The organism is Fibrobacter sp. UBA3718, assembly GCF_002371935.1.
Taxonomy (GTDB): Bacteria; Fibrobacterota; Fibrobacteria; order Fibrobacterales; family Fibrobacteraceae; genus Fibrobacter.
Genome location: NZ_DFHR01000013.1, coordinates 302,598 through 317,508 on the forward strand (window position 1 = coordinate 302,598; position 14,911 = coordinate 317,508).

The 14,911-nt window shown below is 54.9% G+C and carries 12 protein-coding genes; 4 read left to right on the forward strand and 8 right to left on the reverse strand.

Annotation, left to right across the window (positions count from 1 at the left end; translation table 11 throughout):
* Window positions 1-57 precede the first annotated feature (57 nt).
* The gene (locus B4A77_RS04505; RefSeq protein WP_290738685.1) at window positions 58-1,464 is read right to left on the reverse strand and encodes an FISUMP domain-containing protein; all 1,407 of its coding nucleotides are present in this window, start codon (window positions 1,462-1,464) and stop codon (window positions 58-60) included.
* A 183-nt stretch (window positions 1,465-1,647) separates the two neighbouring features.
* On the opposite strand from B4A77_RS04505, the gene B4A77_RS04510 reads away from it, so the two are divergent.
* Both B4A77_RS04510 and B4A77_RS04515 read left to right on the forward strand, forming a co-directional pair.
* A complete protein-coding gene (locus tag B4A77_RS04510) occupies window positions 1,648-3,498 on the forward strand; it encodes a DNA topoisomerase IV subunit B (RefSeq protein WP_072811200.1) in 1,851 nt (616 codons plus the stop codon).
* A gap of 21 nt (window positions 3,499-3,519) precedes the next feature.
* Window positions 3,520-6,054: a DNA gyrase/topoisomerase IV subunit A gene (locus B4A77_RS04515; RefSeq protein WP_290738688.1), complete on the forward strand. Its 2,535-nt coding sequence runs from the start codon at window positions 3,520-3,522 to the stop codon at window positions 6,052-6,054.
* 120 nt (window positions 6,055-6,174) lie between these two features.
* Here the strand turns inward: B4A77_RS04515 and B4A77_RS04520 are convergent, their stop codons facing one another.
* From B4A77_RS04520 to B4A77_RS04545, 6 genes are all read right to left on the reverse strand, one after another.
* Window positions 6,175-6,600 (reverse strand): hypothetical protein, encoded by a 426-nt coding sequence (locus B4A77_RS04520; RefSeq protein WP_173365427.1) that lies wholly within the window; start codon window positions 6,598-6,600, stop codon window positions 6,175-6,177.
* A gap of 10 nt (window positions 6,601-6,610) precedes the next feature.
* On the reverse strand, window positions 6,611-7,003 hold the full coding sequence (locus tag B4A77_RS04525) for a hypothetical protein (RefSeq protein WP_290738690.1): 393 nt from the start codon (window positions 7,001-7,003) through the stop codon (window positions 6,611-6,613).
* Window positions 7,004-7,064: 61 nt separating this feature from the next.
* A complete protein-coding gene (locus B4A77_RS04530; RefSeq protein WP_290738693.1) occupies window positions 7,065-7,946 on the reverse strand; it encodes an NAD(+)/NADH kinase in 882 nt (293 codons plus the stop codon).
* A gap of 10 nt (window positions 7,947-7,956) precedes the next feature.
* The gene (locus tag B4A77_RS04535; RefSeq protein WP_290738696.1) at window positions 7,957-9,330 is read right to left on the reverse strand and encodes a 3-phosphoshikimate 1-carboxyvinyltransferase; all 1,374 of its coding nucleotides are present in this window, start codon (window positions 9,328-9,330) and stop codon (window positions 7,957-7,959) included.
* Window positions 9,330-10,526, reverse strand: a complete 1,197-nt coding sequence (locus B4A77_RS04540; protein ID WP_290738699.1) for a prephenate dehydrogenase/arogenate dehydrogenase family protein — start codon at window positions 10,524-10,526, stop codon at window positions 9,330-9,332. Before B4A77_RS04540 ends, B4A77_RS04535 begins: the two co-directional genes overlap by 1 nt.
* Window positions 10,523-10,798: a chorismate mutase gene (locus tag B4A77_RS04545; RefSeq protein ID WP_255252354.1), complete on the reverse strand. Its 276-nt coding sequence runs from the start codon at window positions 10,796-10,798 to the stop codon at window positions 10,523-10,525. Before B4A77_RS04545 ends, B4A77_RS04540 begins: the two co-directional genes overlap by 4 nt.
* 458 nt (window positions 10,799-11,256) lie before the next feature.
* On the opposite strand from B4A77_RS04545, the gene B4A77_RS04550 reads away from it, so the two are divergent.
* Window positions 11,257-12,261, forward strand: a complete 1,005-nt coding sequence (locus tag B4A77_RS04550; protein WP_290731324.1) for a glycoside hydrolase family 16 protein — start codon at window positions 11,257-11,259, stop codon at window positions 12,259-12,261.
* A 76-nt stretch (window positions 12,262-12,337) separates the two neighbouring features.
* A complete protein-coding gene (locus tag B4A77_RS04555) occupies window positions 12,338-13,711 on the forward strand; it encodes a winged helix-turn-helix domain-containing protein (protein ID WP_173365433.1) in 1,374 nt (457 codons plus the stop codon).
* 15 nt (window positions 13,712-13,726) lie between these two features.
* Here the strand turns inward: B4A77_RS04555 and B4A77_RS04560 are convergent, their stop codons facing one another.
* Window positions 13,727-14,908: a mechanosensitive ion channel family protein gene (locus tag B4A77_RS04560; RefSeq protein ID WP_173382138.1), complete on the reverse strand. Its 1,182-nt coding sequence runs from the start codon at window positions 14,906-14,908 to the stop codon at window positions 13,727-13,729.
* Between the last annotated feature and the right edge of the window lie 3 nt (window positions 14,909-14,911).

Sequence of the window (14,911 nt, forward strand, 5' to 3'; positions counted from 1 at the left end):
TTCTCGTAAAAATAATTTTTTTGACAGATTCTTTCAGCAAATTCCGCTAGCCTGTGATTAATCCTTCACGCAACGGATCGGAATGGCGAACTTGTACTTTTCGTTGATTCCCAGGTTCGTCGACCCGGTAGCAGCCTTCCCATCGTACATAATAAACATCCAGGCATATTCTTCGGCATAGTCAAGCGACCAGAAATAGCCCTCCTCGCCAACTTTTTTGAATTCATCCGTATCGAAAAGGTAATAGCCGCCCGGCAGCAGCGAAAAACCGTAAGCATCGATACCATATTCCCAAAGGTAAGCGCTTCTGAGCGTAATGGAACCATAAGGCCACTCATCGTCCGACCCAACGACAGCTACATGAGGCGTTCCCGTTGCCGCCACATCTTCAAGGATATGTATTTCCGAAGATGACGGCAAATGCCAACCGTCCATGCAAAGCCCCTGGATATGGGTCAAGTCACGGCAGTCAGTCCCGTTGCCGCATTCCCGCGGATTTTCGGGATCGTTCGCCAGGGCGACCGAGTCGATGGCCGCGCCCCACGTATAGAGCCTACCATACTTTATACAGCTATCCGGTTCATTGTCGTAGCACCAGTTCTTCCCGAGCAGGCTCGGAGTCAAATCGCTATCCGCATAGCCCAGGTTTTCCGCCATCCAAACAAGGGAATCGATGGCTATCGTCTTATACACCTGCCCGTCGCGTTCGTCCACGACCTCGCCATAAGAAAGTTCAGGGTTCAGGTAGCGCCACGAGAACTTTCCGTCGAGGCGCCCGTTACCCATTTCGTTGAGGGAAAGTCCCAGGGCATCCGCACAACGGCTCTTCAGCTCCGTAGCCGTACTGTCCATAAACTCTTCCGCCGTTTTGTTCGGCATGATTTCCTGGGTACAGATCAAGTGGAGTTCATTGCATGCAAGCCCGAGCTGATCCTCGACCGATCCCTTTGCATTTTCACAGCGTTCCACGAAGGAAAGGGAATCCGCCTTGCAACCGGCTACCGGATTGTCCATATCATAGGTCTTGTCAAGACGGTCTACGACAATAGCCATCATGGAATCGCGCCGCAAAAGCTGCGTAAAGAGTTCCCTGGCAGAATCAAGGTCCACCACAAGCCGGACGCCGTTTTCATCTTCATAGACATTCACAGTGCAGACGGCAGAGTCGGCCCCCATATCGGTATAGTTAAAGTATGGCTTCGGAGCTCTCAAGAAAACAACATTGTACCACGAAACGGACGAATCCCCTTCGAGCACGACCTTTTCCGAATCGGCGGATTGTTCCGGCTCCCAGGTTTTCAGGAGTTTGAGATAAGCGACGGTATCCTTGATAATCTGGGCATTCTCTTCTTCGGTCGTGCCATGCGCAAGAAACTTGTCGTTTTCGGAACAGGCCAAGACAATGGACAAAAGGAGCAAAAACGGGGAAAGCCACAGGAGAAATACAGGAACGAACTTGCGCATATATGGACAAATATAAAAAAGGTCGCCTACTGCACAAATTGTCACTCTTTGACAAAAATTTTTGCTATATTGGTGGCAAAGGGCGGACCGGAGCCGCGAGTTCGGGCTCCTTCCGCAAGAAATCTCGCGAAATTTCTTAAAATTGGCGAAAAAAGGCATTTTTTTAGTTTTGAAAGGTAGATAATGGCTGTAAAGTACGACAAGGACAGCATCAAGACTCTAGATTGGTACGAACACATTAGGCTCCGCCCCGGTATGTACATCGGCAAGCTGGGCGACGGACAGAGCCCCGACGACGGCATCTACGTGCTCGCGAAGGAAGTTATCGACAACTCCATCGACGAGTTCGCCATGGGCGCGGGCAAGAAGATTGAAATCGACATGGAAGACCACAGCTGCCGCGTGCGCGACTACGGCCGCGGCATCCCTCTCGAGAAGGTCATCGACTGCGTGTCGAAGATGAATACGGGCGGCAAGTACGATTCCGAAGCCTTCCAGAAGTCTGTGGGCATGAACGGCGTGGGTACCAAGGCGGTGAACGCGCTCTCTACAAAGTTTATCGTACAAAGTTTCCGCGACGGCAAGGTCAAGCGCGCCGAATTCAGCAAGGGCATCCTGGTGAAGGACTTCAAGATTACCTCCACCACCGAGAAAAACGGCACCGAAATCTACTTCGAGCCTGATAACGACCTGTTCAAGAACTTCCGGTTCCTCCCCGCCTACATGGAAGAGAAGATCTGGAACTACGCCTACCTGAACAACGGGCTTACGCTCGTGATGAACGGGAAGGATTACAACAGCCCGAACGGGCTCTTGGACCTGCTCCACAGCCGTACCGACGACACCATCCGCTACCCGGTCATCCACTGCAAGGGCAAGGACATCGAGTTCGCCATCACGCACTCGAACCAGGAAGGCGAACACTACTTCAGTTTCGTGAACGGCCAGCACACCACCCAGGGCGGAACCCACCAGGCGGCATTCCGCGAGGGCTTGGTGAAGGGCGTGCGCGACCACTTCAAGAAGGAATACGACGCATCCGACGTGCGCAACTGCATCGTGGGTGCCGTTTCCGTGCGCATCCAGGAACCGGTTTTCGAATCCCAAACCAAGACGAAGCTCGGTTCCACCACCACGGCCCCCAACGGCCCCGCACTCCGTACCTGGATTGTGGACTTTGTGGCCCGCGAGCTGGACAATTACCTCCACAAGAACGAGGATACGGCCAAGAAGCTCCTGGAACGCATCAACCAGAACGAAAAGCTGCGCAAGGAACTGGCCGGCGTCAAGAAACTCGCCAACGAGCGCGCCAAGAAGGCAAACCTCAACAACAAGAAGCTCCGTGACTGCAGCGTGCACCTCACCGACGCCAAGAACCCGCTCAAGAGCGAGACCATGATATTCATTACCGAGGGTAATTCCGCCTCCGGTACCATCACCACGGCCCGCAACCCCAAGACCCAGGCGGTGTTTAGCCTGCGCGGCAAGCCGAAGAACAGCTACGGCCTCTCCAAGAAAATCGTGTACGAGAACGAGGAATGGAACCTGCTCCAGGCCGCACTCAACATCGAAAACGGGCTCGAGGACCTGCGCTACGACAAGGTGATTATCGCGACCGATGCCGACGTGGACGGCATGCACATCCGCCTCCTGGTGATGACGTTCTTCTTGCAGTACTTCCCGGAACTCGTGCAGGAAAAACACCTCTACATATTGCAGGCGCCGCTCTTCCGCGTGCGCAACCGCAAGGACAAGAAGAAGACCTTCTACTGCTACGACGAAGAGGAACGCGACAAGGCCGCGAAGGAAATCAACAAGAAGGATTTGGAAATCACGCGCTTCAAAGGTCTCGGTGAAATGGATTCCGAGGACTTCAAGCTGCTTATCGGCGAAAACATGCACCTGGAGACCGTCACCATGCCAAGCGACGCATCACTCGGCAAGTTGCTGGAATACTACATGGGCAAGAACACGCAGGCGCGCCAGGACTACATCGTAGAAAACCTGCGCACCGAAGCTGTGGAAGAACTTTAATAGGCGCGACAAGGCTATATCATGGACGAAGAACAGAAAACTTTAGGACTTTCGAACGTAAACCACCTGGAAAAGCTTTACAACGGCTGGTTCCTGGACTACGCGAGCTATACGATTCTCGACCGCGCCGTGCCCTACTTCGAAGACGGCCTCAAGCCGGTGCAGCGCCGCATTCTCCACACCATGTACGAGATGAACGACGGCAGCTTCCACAAGGTGGCGGGCATCGTGGGCGACACCATGCACTACCACCCGCACGGCGACGCCTCCATCTACACGGCCCTCGTGAACATGGGCCAGAAAAACCTGCTTATCGAGCCGCAGGGTAACTGGGGCAACCCGCTTACGGGCGACGAGGCTGCCGCCCCGCGTTACATCGAAGGCAAGCTCAGCGACTTTGCGCTCGACGTGATGTTCAACCCCGAGACTACGGAATGGATCCCGAACTACGACGGGCGTTCCAAGGAACCGGTGACGCTCCCCGCGAAGTTCCCGATTCTCCTGGCCCAGGGCGTGGACGGCATCGCGGTGGGCCTTTCCACTACAATTCTCCCCCACAACTTCAAGGAACTGTGCCAGGCGAGCATCGACTACCTGCGCGGCCGCAAGTTCACGCTTTACCCGGACTTCTACACGGGCGGCATCATCGACGTGAGCGAATACAACGACGGCCAGCGCGGCGGACGCCTCAAGGTCCGTGCGAAAATCGAGAAACTCGACAACAAGACGCTGGTCATCCGGGAAATTCCCTTCGGCACCACCACCGATAGCCTCATCGACTCCATCGTGGCGGCCAACGACAAGGGAAAAATCAAGATTAAGCAGATTGTGGACCACACCACCGAAAACGTGGAAATCCAGATCCACCTGCAGGCAGGTTCCGACCCGCAGGTCGTCATCGACGCACTCTACGCCTTTACCGACTGCCAGACGACATTAGCCGCCAACAGCTGCGTGATTATCGACAAGAAGCCGCGTTTCAGCAGCACCACCGAACTTTTGAAGCTCAGCACCGACCACACGGTGCACCTGCTGGACTGGGAACTGGACAACGAGCTCAAGCACCTGCAAGACCAGTGGCACATGACGAGCCTCGAGAAGATTTTCATCGAGAAAGAAGTCTACGAGGTCATCAAGAAGGCAAAGACCCACGACGAGATGGTGGAGCTCATCGACGAAGGCCTGAAACCCTTCGTGAAAAAACTCCGCCGGGAAGTGACCCGCGAAGAAATCCTGAAGCTGGCCGAAATTCCGGTCCGCCGCATCAGCCGCTTTGACCGCAAAAAAGCCGACGAGTTCCTGGAAGAACTCGACAAGAAGATTGAAGAGGTAAACTACAACAAGGAACACCTCACCGACTACGCCGTGAACTACTTCAAGAATATCCTCAAGAAGTACGGCGAAGGTCGCGACCGCAAGACAGAAATCGGCGAATTTGGCCAGGTGAGCGCCGTGCACGTGGCTCTTGCGAACCAGAAGCTCTACGTGAACCGCAAGGAAGGCTTCCTCGGCACAGGCATGAAGAAGGAAGAATACCTCTTCGACGTGTCCGAATACGACGACCTCATCGTGTTCAAGGCCGACGGCAGCTTCAAGGTGGTGAAGGTCTCCGACAAGGACTTCGTGGGCAAGAACATCGTGCTCGTGGAAAAGTTCAACAAGGACGACGAACGCCACATCTACAACGTCATCCACCAGGACGGCAAGGAAGGCACTGCCTACATCAAGCGCTTCAACGTGGGCGGCGTGACCCGCGACAAGGACTACTTCATGGGCAAGAACAAGCCCGGTAGCCGCCTGCTTTACCTTTCTAGCAACATGAACGGCGAGGCCGAAGTCGTGGAAGTGACGCTCAAGCCGCGCCCGCGCACCAAGCTCAACTTCGAGGTGGATTTCAGCACCATCGAGGTGAAGGGCCGCGGCGCGATGGGCAACATCGTCACCAAGTACCCGGTCAAGAGCGTCAAGCGCATCCGCAAGGGCGTAAGTACCCTCGGGGCGCGCGTGCTCTACTTCGATGCCCCCAGCGGCCTCATCAGCACGCAGAAGAAGGGCGACCGCATCGGCGAATTCGGCGAGAAGGACAAGATCCTTATCGTGAAGGAGAACGGTACGGCCCGCGTGCACGACATGGCCGACCCGATTCTCGTGGGAACCGGCGTGAAATACGTCCACAAGTTCGACCCCGCGCAGGTATTTACCGTGCTCTACTTCGAGGGCGGGAACTTCAACTACATGGTGAAGCGCTTCAACCTAGAAGGCTGCCCCATGACGACGGAATTCAGCCTCATCAGCGACCACAAGGATTCGCAGATGATTGAATTCTTCGCCACCGAGGACGCACGCCAGCTCATGGAATACCAGGTGGGCCGCGAAGTCCAGAAGGAAGAACTCGACCTCACAGAAGTCGCCGACATCAAGAGCTACAAGGCGCTCGGCAGCAAGTTCACCGCGAAGAAGGTGAAACGCACGAGCCGCATCACGCCTCCCGACCCGTTCGACGACGGCACGAGCGACGACGCAGGCGCCGAGCCCGAAGACCCGACGCTGTTCTAGGCCGGCGATAAACAGCGCTGACGTTAAACAGCGCCGTCGCCAATTCAAATACAAAAAGCCCGCGGTTCAAACCGCGGGTTTTCGTTTCAAATATAACGGTTCGGGTCTCGTCCCGGGAAATTACAGGCCGTAACGAGCGAAGGCGTCTTCTTCGCCGATGATTTTGAAATCGACTATGTACTGTTTCTTCGAAACGGGATTGTTGTATTCAAAGACCTCGATAACCCAGGCGTTCTTTTCGCACTGGATGAGGAATCCGGTGCGTTCGAGCGTTCCGACAGTCTTCGTGCCAAGAATTTCGAAACCCACGGGCTTGCCGTACTGCGCCGCGATATTCTGGAATATCGTAGCGTATTGCATCTTGAGGTTCGATACATTCACGTTCCCCTTGAGGAAGGGGCTATCGTCGAGCACGGCATCGAAAGCCTTGTCGTACTTATCTGCTTTCAGGTGATCGACCATCGCCTTGACGCATTCGCTGGAGTGCGGGCCTGCAAATGCGAACGAGCAAAGCAAAAGGCAAAGAATTAAGGACTTGATTTTCATAGTTTCTCCTTTATTTTTTTTCATAATACTTGAATACGTCTTCCTCGGTCACCACGCGCAATGCGCTGAACGCGCTTTTACCGTTTAGCGATTCGTATTCCGTTATCACAATCAGCCACGCAGACTTTTCACAGTTAATCTGGTAAACAGTCTCGTCATAGGACTTGGACAGGCGGCGGGTACGCAGTTTCGTATGGTTCAGCACCTTGCCATGCTGCTTGACAAATTTCTCGAAATAACCGGCGTACTGCGAAACTCCCACCGCCTTTTGTTCTTTACTCATATCCATGCCATAATCCAACAAAGACGAGGCGGCATCCTTGTACTTGGACTTTTTAAGGAATTTTTCGACCTTATCCATCTGCTTGTCGGCAACAGCACCGGCATGGCACATCGCGGCCATCAAAAAAACATATAATAAAGAGCGCAGGATTTTCATATAACCTAATATAGTATTTCAAAAATTAAGCGAGGCGCGGTTTCCCCGTCCAACCAAGTTTTTCGCGGAGTGCGCCCACGAATCCGGTATGGCGCATGCGGATAAACGTCGTCACGGCCTTGCATTCGCTCAGCACGACCTTCTCGCCCACCTTCATCTCGTAGGCGGTACGGCCATCGAACACGAGGTCGAGCGGGCGCTCCACCGCAGAAACGATTTCAAGCTTCTTGTCGGTAAGCGAAAGCACGAGCGGGCGCACGGAGAGACTGCTAGGAGCGACGGGCGTGAGCACGACGGCAGGAGTGCTCGGGTGGATGATAGGGCCACCCGCCGCGAGGTTATAGGCAGTAGAACCCGTCGGTGTAGAAACCAACAGGGAATCAGCCCAGTATTCGGTAAGGCACGTGCCGTTGTAGGCCACGTTCACGTTCACCATGCGGTCGGGCATGTGCGCGCGGACATGGACCTCGTTCAAGACCGTCTGTCTTGCGACCACCTTGCGACCGCGATAAACGACAGCATCAATCATCATGCGTTCGCGGGTAGAAAAGTCACCCGCAAGTAAGTCATCGAGCGTCTTTGCAAGGCCTTCCACGCGACTTTCGGCAAGGAACCCCACGCGGCCCGCATTCACTCCGAGTATGGGAATATTGTGCCCGAGCGCGATATGCGCGGCAGAAAGCACCGTACCGTCCCCGCCGATAGCAAGAAGCAGGTCCATGCGCGAAAGCCCGGATTCCTTGATCACGTGAATCGGCTTCTTAGCAAGCCCCTTCAGGGAATCAAGCGCAAAGAATTCCACCTTCGGGTGCGTCACGGCCCAATCCGCAATCTGGTCGAGAGCGTTCGCGAGGTCGGCACTCTTGTCCTTGAAACCGACGATTCCGATTTTCGAAAACTTCTTCATGTTCCTCCCCCTATTCCTTGCCCTCGTTCGCGGGAGCCTCGGAGACAAGCACCTGCTTCAGCTTCTCGACAACGCCCGGGAACATCGCCTCCACGGTGTCAACATTCTTGACGGGTTCATCGTTCTCGAGGGCAATAGAAAGCACACTAAGCGCAAGCCCCGCCTCGGGTGAATTTCCGCCGTCAAAGTCGCTCCCGTTCACGATGGTTTCCATCCCGCGAATAACGAGCCCGTCATCGTACACGCCGACTTCCACGCCGGTCTTCCGCAGGTTTTCTGCCAAGAAGTCGTTTGACACGCGCATCTCGGAGCGAATTTCCTTCGGAATACGGAGGATGGTCTCGCCCTCGGCAAAGCACGCCGCCACCGCGAGGAACGCATAATCTGAAAGCGACGTCGCGATGGCGTCTTCGCCAAAGCGCCTGCCCTGTAGCCGTTTGCCCGCTTCCATCGGGTAGATTTCCACATCGCCGTACACGTCGCCGAACTTTTCCCTGCGGGTCACGGTCTCGATGTTTGCGCCCATACGCTTGAGGCAAGTGAGCGCCCCCGCACGGGTGCTGTTCAGGTCCACGTTCAAAAGCTTTACCACATTACCCTTGGGTACCTTGCCGATGGTCGTGAGCAGGGCAAAGGCTGTAGCCTCGGTCGTATCGCCCGGCACGTAGTAATCGCGCCCGGTAATCACGCGGGTTTCCGCAAGCTCCGTCATCTGGGTGCGTTCAATCTTCTTGCCCTGCGCCATCATCAGGCGGCGTTCGAACTCGCTCAGCTGCTCCATGCCGCGCCCCTCGTAACGGAGGGGCACGCCAAAGTACATAAGCATCTTCGTCCACTGGTCATGAACGAGCGAGCGTTCCTCGAAACTCACGTACTCGCCACGCACCAGCGTGCGGAGCAGCACCCTGTTGCGCATAATAAACGGCACGTTCCCGAGCGAATCCTTCTTGAGCGCGGGTTCTTCGGGCGCAAAGCGGAACACGAGCCTTGCAGGTTCATCGGATTCGAGTTCCACCTTGAAATATTTCTGGAGGGTCACCTTTGCTGCGGCAACCGCAGCGGCACCCGTTCCGTCATTTTCAGCCGCAAAGGTATAGACCTGTTCGGAATCCTTGCTCGCGAGCGTCCACAAAAGGACGTTCTCCTGCTCCGGAAAATCATACGGGAGCATCGACGGGAGCGCATACTGGAAGCCCCTGCCGTCAAGCACCAGCTGATGCCCGTGCAGTTCATAGCAGAGCCCGAATTCGGCGAGGGCCTGCGCAAAACGTTCTGAACCGCTGGCCCAGGCAAAATCGTCGAGCACGGTGCGCCCGTTTACCAACAGGCCCATCAAAAGCGTAAGGTCCATCCGTTCCCTGTCGGGATTCAACGCAAATTCCATTATCGTTCCTTAACTTCGTAACCCAGGTAACGGAGCAGCTTGACCGCGCGGGCGGCCTCGTCCTCGGTCTTGAAGGCAATCAGCAATGTGCCCGCCACGTTCTCGCGGACCTTCATGAGTTCAATGTCGCGGATGTTGAGTCCCTCTTCGGCGAGCGGCTGCAACACGCTCAGGAGTGCGCCCGGCTTGTCCTTGAGCGGCACCGTAATCTCGAAGAATGCGGCAGCGGCGTTCCGGCCAGGAGCGAACAGGCTCGCACGCCCCTCGTTGCCCGCCTTGAAAATTTCTTCCAGCGAATCGGAACGGTCGGCGCATTTTCCACCGGCTACCGAACCGCGGGTCGCATCGAACGAACCACCCGCAGGCCTGCCGTCCTTTACCACGTCGAGTTTCTGCATCGCCTCGATTGTCGTGTTCACGCCATCGCGAACCTCGGTCAAGGCTCGCACCGTCTCGTCGCGGTTGGTGACGGCAATATCGTGCCACATCGCCCACCCGCTTGCCGCAATGCGCGTCATGTCGCGGAATGCGCGCCCCGCATAGTGCTGGTAGTTGTGACTCAGCAGGCGGTCAGGGATGCTTGCCGCCAGAGTAGAACTGAGCATCTGGGGCATGTGCGAAACCCACGCCATAGTGCGGTCGTGGTGCTCCGGCGGGAACACTACGGCAGAGGCCCCGAGGAACTTCACCAGGTCCAGGAGCGGCGCGTAAACGTTCTCGGCAGTACCCTCGGGCGGGCACACGAACCAGTAGGCGTTCTCGAAAATAGCGGGGTCGTTGTATTCGCAGGTGCGCTTCTCGGAACCCGCCATCGGATGGCTGCCCACAAACTTGAACGGGACCGGCAGTTTGGAACCCGCCCTGCAGATTTCGACCTTCGTGCTCCCGATATCGCTTACGAGGCACGCGGCGCCGTTTAATTTCTCATTGACCCAAGAAACATGCGAAAGCGCATCAATCGTCTTCAAAATATGCAGAATCGGGCCACACAGCAAAATGAGGTCGCAGTCGCGGGACCATTCTTCTACCTGCGCGTATTCAAAAAATTCATCGGCAAGTTCCAACTCGCGGGCACGTTTGAGAGTCGTGGGCGAACTCACCGCACGGATGACCGTCGGGCGCTTCGCCTGCTTAAGCGCAGAAGCAATAGAACCCGCCAGGAGTCCAAAACCCACCAGGGCAATACGCTTCATCATTCCTCCACCTTGCGGGTCTCTTCCATAATCGTGCGGAAAATATTCACGATAGATTCCGGCGGAAGCGGGCCACCCGCCTTAACCGCCTTCTCGGCGACAGCGGCTAGCACCGCCTCTTCGCGGGCCGCGTCGAACACCGGCAGGCCCTTCTCTTTCTTGAGCTTGCCAATCTCCGTCGCGAATTCCGCCCGCCTGTTCAAAAGCGAGATAATCGTATCGGTGAGTTCATCGATGCGTTTGCGCCAATCGTCTATTTCCATATGGGAATCCATGTGCCGAAAGATAGAAAAAAGAGGGTAATTTTATGTCCGCGCACGCCACACAGGGGCAATTTCACAAAAATTGGGGATTAAACGCCCCCTTTTTCGCACTTTTAGTACCCAATTTCTAGAACAAAGTAGCATAATTCCACCGAAAAAACCCGCGAAAGGATGATTTCAGGTTATTTCCAGGCCAAAAACAGGCGTTTTTCGCACCGTTCTTTTACAACAAACTAATATTTTTAACACACAAACTAACAAAATGGGGACCAAACGCCCCAAATTCACCCCATTTAGTCCCCAATTTCGGCATTTTTGCATTTTTCCCAGCCAAAACACGGCCAAAACACAGCCAAAACCGGCCCGCAACAAACACACTTGACACACTTTGTTCATTTAGAGCTTTCGAAGCATTGCGAAACGCAGGCTTCGATTCTATTTTCTACTTGTGTATGGATCGGAGACCAACTATGAAACACCTGAAGAAAACAATCGGAATTCTAGCGGTACTAGCCATGGCAGCATCCGTCAACGCAAAAGACTTTAGCGGTGCAGAACTCTACACCAAGAACGAGTTTACCTACGGCAAGTTTGAAGCCCGTATGAAAATGGCCGCCATTTCGGGGACCGTCAGTTCCATGTTCCTCTACCAAAACGGCTCCGAGCAGGCCTCCGCAGAACGCTGGGTCGAAGTCGACATCGAAGTGCTCGGCAAGAACCCCAGCAGCTTCCAGTCCAACATCATTACCGGCAAGGCTGGCGCCCAGAAGACCTCCGAAAAGCATCACGCTGTCAACCCCGCCGCAGACCAGGCCTTCCACACCTACGGTATCGAATGGACTCCTGATTATGTCCGCTGGACTCTCGACGGTGAAGAAGTCCGCAAGACTGTCAAGGGCGAAAACAAGAACCAGGTCGAGAACCTCATCGGCACCCAGGGCCTCCGCTTCAACCTCTGGTCTTCCGAAAGCGCCGATTGGGTTGGCCAGTTCGACGAATCCAAGCTCCCGATTTTCCAGTTCATCAACTGGGTCAAGGTCTACAAATACACCCCGGGCCAGGGAGAAAACGGCAGCGACTTCACCCTCGACTGGATAGACAACTTCGATACTTTTGATGCCAATCGCTGGGCCAAGGGCAACTGGAGCTTCGACGGTAACCGCGTTGACCTGACTCCGAACAATATCTACTCCGTAGACGGCATGCTGATTCTCGCCCTCACCCGCAAGGGTCAGGAAAGTTTCACCGGCCAGGTTCCCCAAGACACTGAACCAGGTCCGACGCCGACATTCTCCAGTAGCAGCGAAATCACGGTACCGACCAGCTCCTCCAGCGCGACAGAAGCAATCCAGCCGGTCCGCATGCAGGTGCAGAACAAGCAAATCCGCGGAACCGTGAATGCGAAGGGCGCCCGCGTCAACGAGACCCGCGCCAATGACCCCCGCAAACGCTACCGCGTCAACTTCAGCTTTTAAATAACAACACCCCCCAAACAACAGGACCTACGCAGCAATTGTTGCGTAGGTCTGTTTTTTTCTATATTCGAAAAGTATGCGAGAGGAACTGGAGAAAATCATCACTGAACTCCCCCACAAGGACGGAGACAGGCTCCCTAGCGTCCGCGCTCTGATGAAAGCCTACGGAATTTCATCGGGAACCGTCCAAGCCGCCCTTCGGAACCTCGAAAAGGAAAAACTCATCTGCCGCATCCAGGGAAAAGGCTGCTTCTGGACCCAGGGCGGCATCGCAAAATTTTATGACAGAAACGTCGTCCCCACAGTCCGGGAATCCGCCTCCGAAAAACTGGAGCGGCTTTTCAACGAAGACTGGGACCGCGGCACCTTCCGCCTTGACAAGCCCCTCCCCCTGATGAAGGAACTCGTGCTACGCTACAATACTTCGCAGGCGGTCCTTCGCAAGTTCCTGAACGATAAAGTCCAGCAGGGCATCCTAAACCGGACCGGCCGGCTATACAACTTTATCCGCAAAAGGGAAACTGCAGGCAAGCCTTCCCTCAGCGAAATCGTATTCGTCACCCGCTGCAACAGCTGGGGCGGATTCACCGCCGAGAGTGAACGAGAAATGGATTTCTTGCGGATGGTCTACAAGAAGGCGGGCGCCGAAAATTACAAGCTTATTTTGCTCGGCATCAACGAAAACAGCGACACGCTCATTGACCGAAGCGGCAAGCCCCGAAAACTCACCGACTTCCAGAATGCCGTGGGAGCAGTGCTATCAACCCTGCTCGTGATGGAACCGCTCAAGTTGCTTCAAATGTTCGCCGGCGTCAAGTACCCCGTCGCCGTCTGGTGGGAGCACCCCCTGGGAGGCCTCCCTCCACGCTACCTGCAAAAGGAAAACTGGACCTTCTTCAATTCCACATTCGGAACATCCCCGGGTGTCGAAATGGGCAAGTTCCTGATATCCCACGGAATCAACCAGGCTGCGTTCTTTTCGCCATATCACAACAGTTCATGGTCCATCGACCGACTGGAGGGGTTGCGAATTGCAGGCCTCAACGTCATCGAATACACCGACAGCGAATTCGCGAGTCCCTGGGACTTCAAGCAGATTGCGCGAGGCAAGGTCGAAAAACATGCCGTAGAATCCTACGCACGCGATTTGCTCAAGCAAAAAATATCTTCGATGATGCACGACCGCGATTACAGGAACATTCCGATCGTATGCGTGAACGACGACACCGCAAGCATGCTTCTCGAAATGCAGGAAGAAGGGACGCTTAACAACCTGGGCGAGATTTTTGCATTCGACAATTCCGCCGAAAGCTACCTGTTGCGCCTTCCCTCCTACGATTTCAACACGCAGGCGCTCGTCGACCACATGTTCTACACCATCGCCAATTCCGACGCTTTCCGCATGCAGCGGAAAATCCAGCAGATTCTCGGGAACGTCGTAGAAAAGTAAAAAGAAAGCCTAGTGCTAATGCCGCTGGTATAGCTCCAGCCCGAATTCAGGCATGGCGGCAAGGATATGGTCGAAGATATCCGACTGGATTCCTTCGTAATCTTCCCACACGACCGTATTGGTAAAAGCGTAGATTTCAAGAGGAAGCCCCTGCGGCGTCGGCTCCAGCTGGCGCGTCATGAGCGTCAAATTCTGGGCTATCGTCCCGCAAGAACGCAGGTAAGCCGTGCAGTAGGCGCGGAATGTGCCAATGTTCGTGAGATGACGACTGTTGAGCATCTCGGGTTTGAGAGTTCCCTGGTCCACGCCGAGCAGGTTTGCCTTGGAAGGCTCTCCAGCAATTTCTCGGGTCTTCTTTTCCAGATACGGAGCCAGAATCTGTATTTTGGATAAGCTTTCAATTTCGGCGGGAGTAAGGAAACGGATGCTCTTCTGGTCAATAAACAGAGACCTCTTGATGCGTCGAGCACCGGAATCCTGCATTCCACGCCAGTTACGGAACGAATTCGTGATGAGGTCGTAGGCTGGGATGACCGAAATCGTATTGTCCCAGTTGCGCACCTTTACCGAGGTGAGCGTGATGTCCATGACCGTACCGTCGGCATGGTGACGCTCGATTTCGATCCAGTCTCCCTTGCGGAGCAAATCAGAAATATTGATTTGCACGCCCGAGACGACCCCCAGGATCGAATCCTTGAAAATGAGCATGAGTACCGTCGCCATCGCACCGAGCGCGGAGAAGATGATGACAGGGCTCTTGTCCGTCACCTGGCTCACGATGAAGATTGCCGCGATACAGAATAGAGCGACTTTTATCGCCTGGAAAATTCCATGGAGCGGCCTCTTCATTGTCCGTTCGTTGATGCCGTTGAAATGTTCCACCACATCGAGAACCGAACAGGCGATTGCAAACGAGAGAAGCGTATACCAGATGTTCGCCACCCTGGAACACAAATCGTAAATCCATCCCTCCGCATCGAAAATCCGCGTGACAGTCGTCGAAAACGCCGTCGCGGGAATCACCTGCAAAAGGCGGGAGGCCACATGCCGCTCGACCAGGAGTTTGTTGAATGCGCTCGGGTTTTTCTTTGCCCAATGCTTCAGGAGCGGCATAATGACCGCATAGATCGCAAGGTAGAGAAACGCGATTGCCGAAAGAAGGAAAGCGAGGTTGACGTATTCGTTATCGATAGGCATTGT

What these genes read in the sequence shown, in the direction of transcription:
- B4A77_RS04505 (WP_290738685.1), bottom strand. Translation starts at nt 1,464, where the DNA reads ATGCGCAAGTTCGTTCCTGTATTTCTCCTGTGGCTTTCCCCGTTTTTG.
- B4A77_RS04540 (WP_290738699.1), bottom strand. Translation starts at nt 10,526, where the DNA reads ATGATGAAGCGTATTGCCCTGGTGGGTTTTGGACTCCTGGCGGGTTCT.
- B4A77_RS04515 (WP_290738688.1), top strand. Translation starts at nt 3,520, where the DNA reads ATGGACGAAGAACAGAAAACTTTAGGACTTTCGAACGTAAACCACCTG.
- B4A77_RS04555 (WP_173365433.1), top strand. Translation starts at nt 12,338, where the DNA reads ATGCGAGAGGAACTGGAGAAAATCATCACTGAACTCCCCCACAAGGAC.
- B4A77_RS04535 (WP_290738696.1), bottom strand. Translation starts at nt 9,330, where the DNA reads ATGGAATTTGCGTTGAATCCCGACAGGGAACGGATGGACCTTACGCTT.
- B4A77_RS04550 (WP_290731324.1), top strand. Translation starts at nt 11,257, where the DNA reads ATGAAACACCTGAAGAAAACAATCGGAATTCTAGCGGTACTAGCCATG.
- B4A77_RS04525 (WP_290738690.1), bottom strand. Translation starts at nt 7,003, where the DNA reads ATGGCCGCGATGTGCCATGCCGGTGCTGTTGCCGACAAGCAGATGGAT.
- B4A77_RS04520 (WP_173365427.1), bottom strand. Translation starts at nt 6,600, where the DNA reads ATGAAAATCAAGTCCTTAATTCTTTGCCTTTTGCTTTGCTCGTTCGCA.
- B4A77_RS04560 (WP_173382138.1), bottom strand. Translation starts at nt 14,908, where the DNA reads ATGCCTATCGATAACGAATACGTCAACCTCGCTTTCCTTCTTTCGGCA.
- B4A77_RS04510 (WP_072811200.1), top strand. Translation starts at nt 1,648, where the DNA reads ATGGCTGTAAAGTACGACAAGGACAGCATCAAGACTCTAGATTGGTAC.
- B4A77_RS04530 (WP_290738693.1), bottom strand. Translation starts at nt 7,946, where the DNA reads ATGAAGAAGTTTTCGAAAATCGGAATCGTCGGTTTCAAGGACAAGAGT.
- B4A77_RS04545 (WP_255252354.1), bottom strand. Translation starts at nt 10,798, where the DNA reads ATGGATTCCCATATGGAAATAGACGATTGGCGCAAACGCATCGATGAA.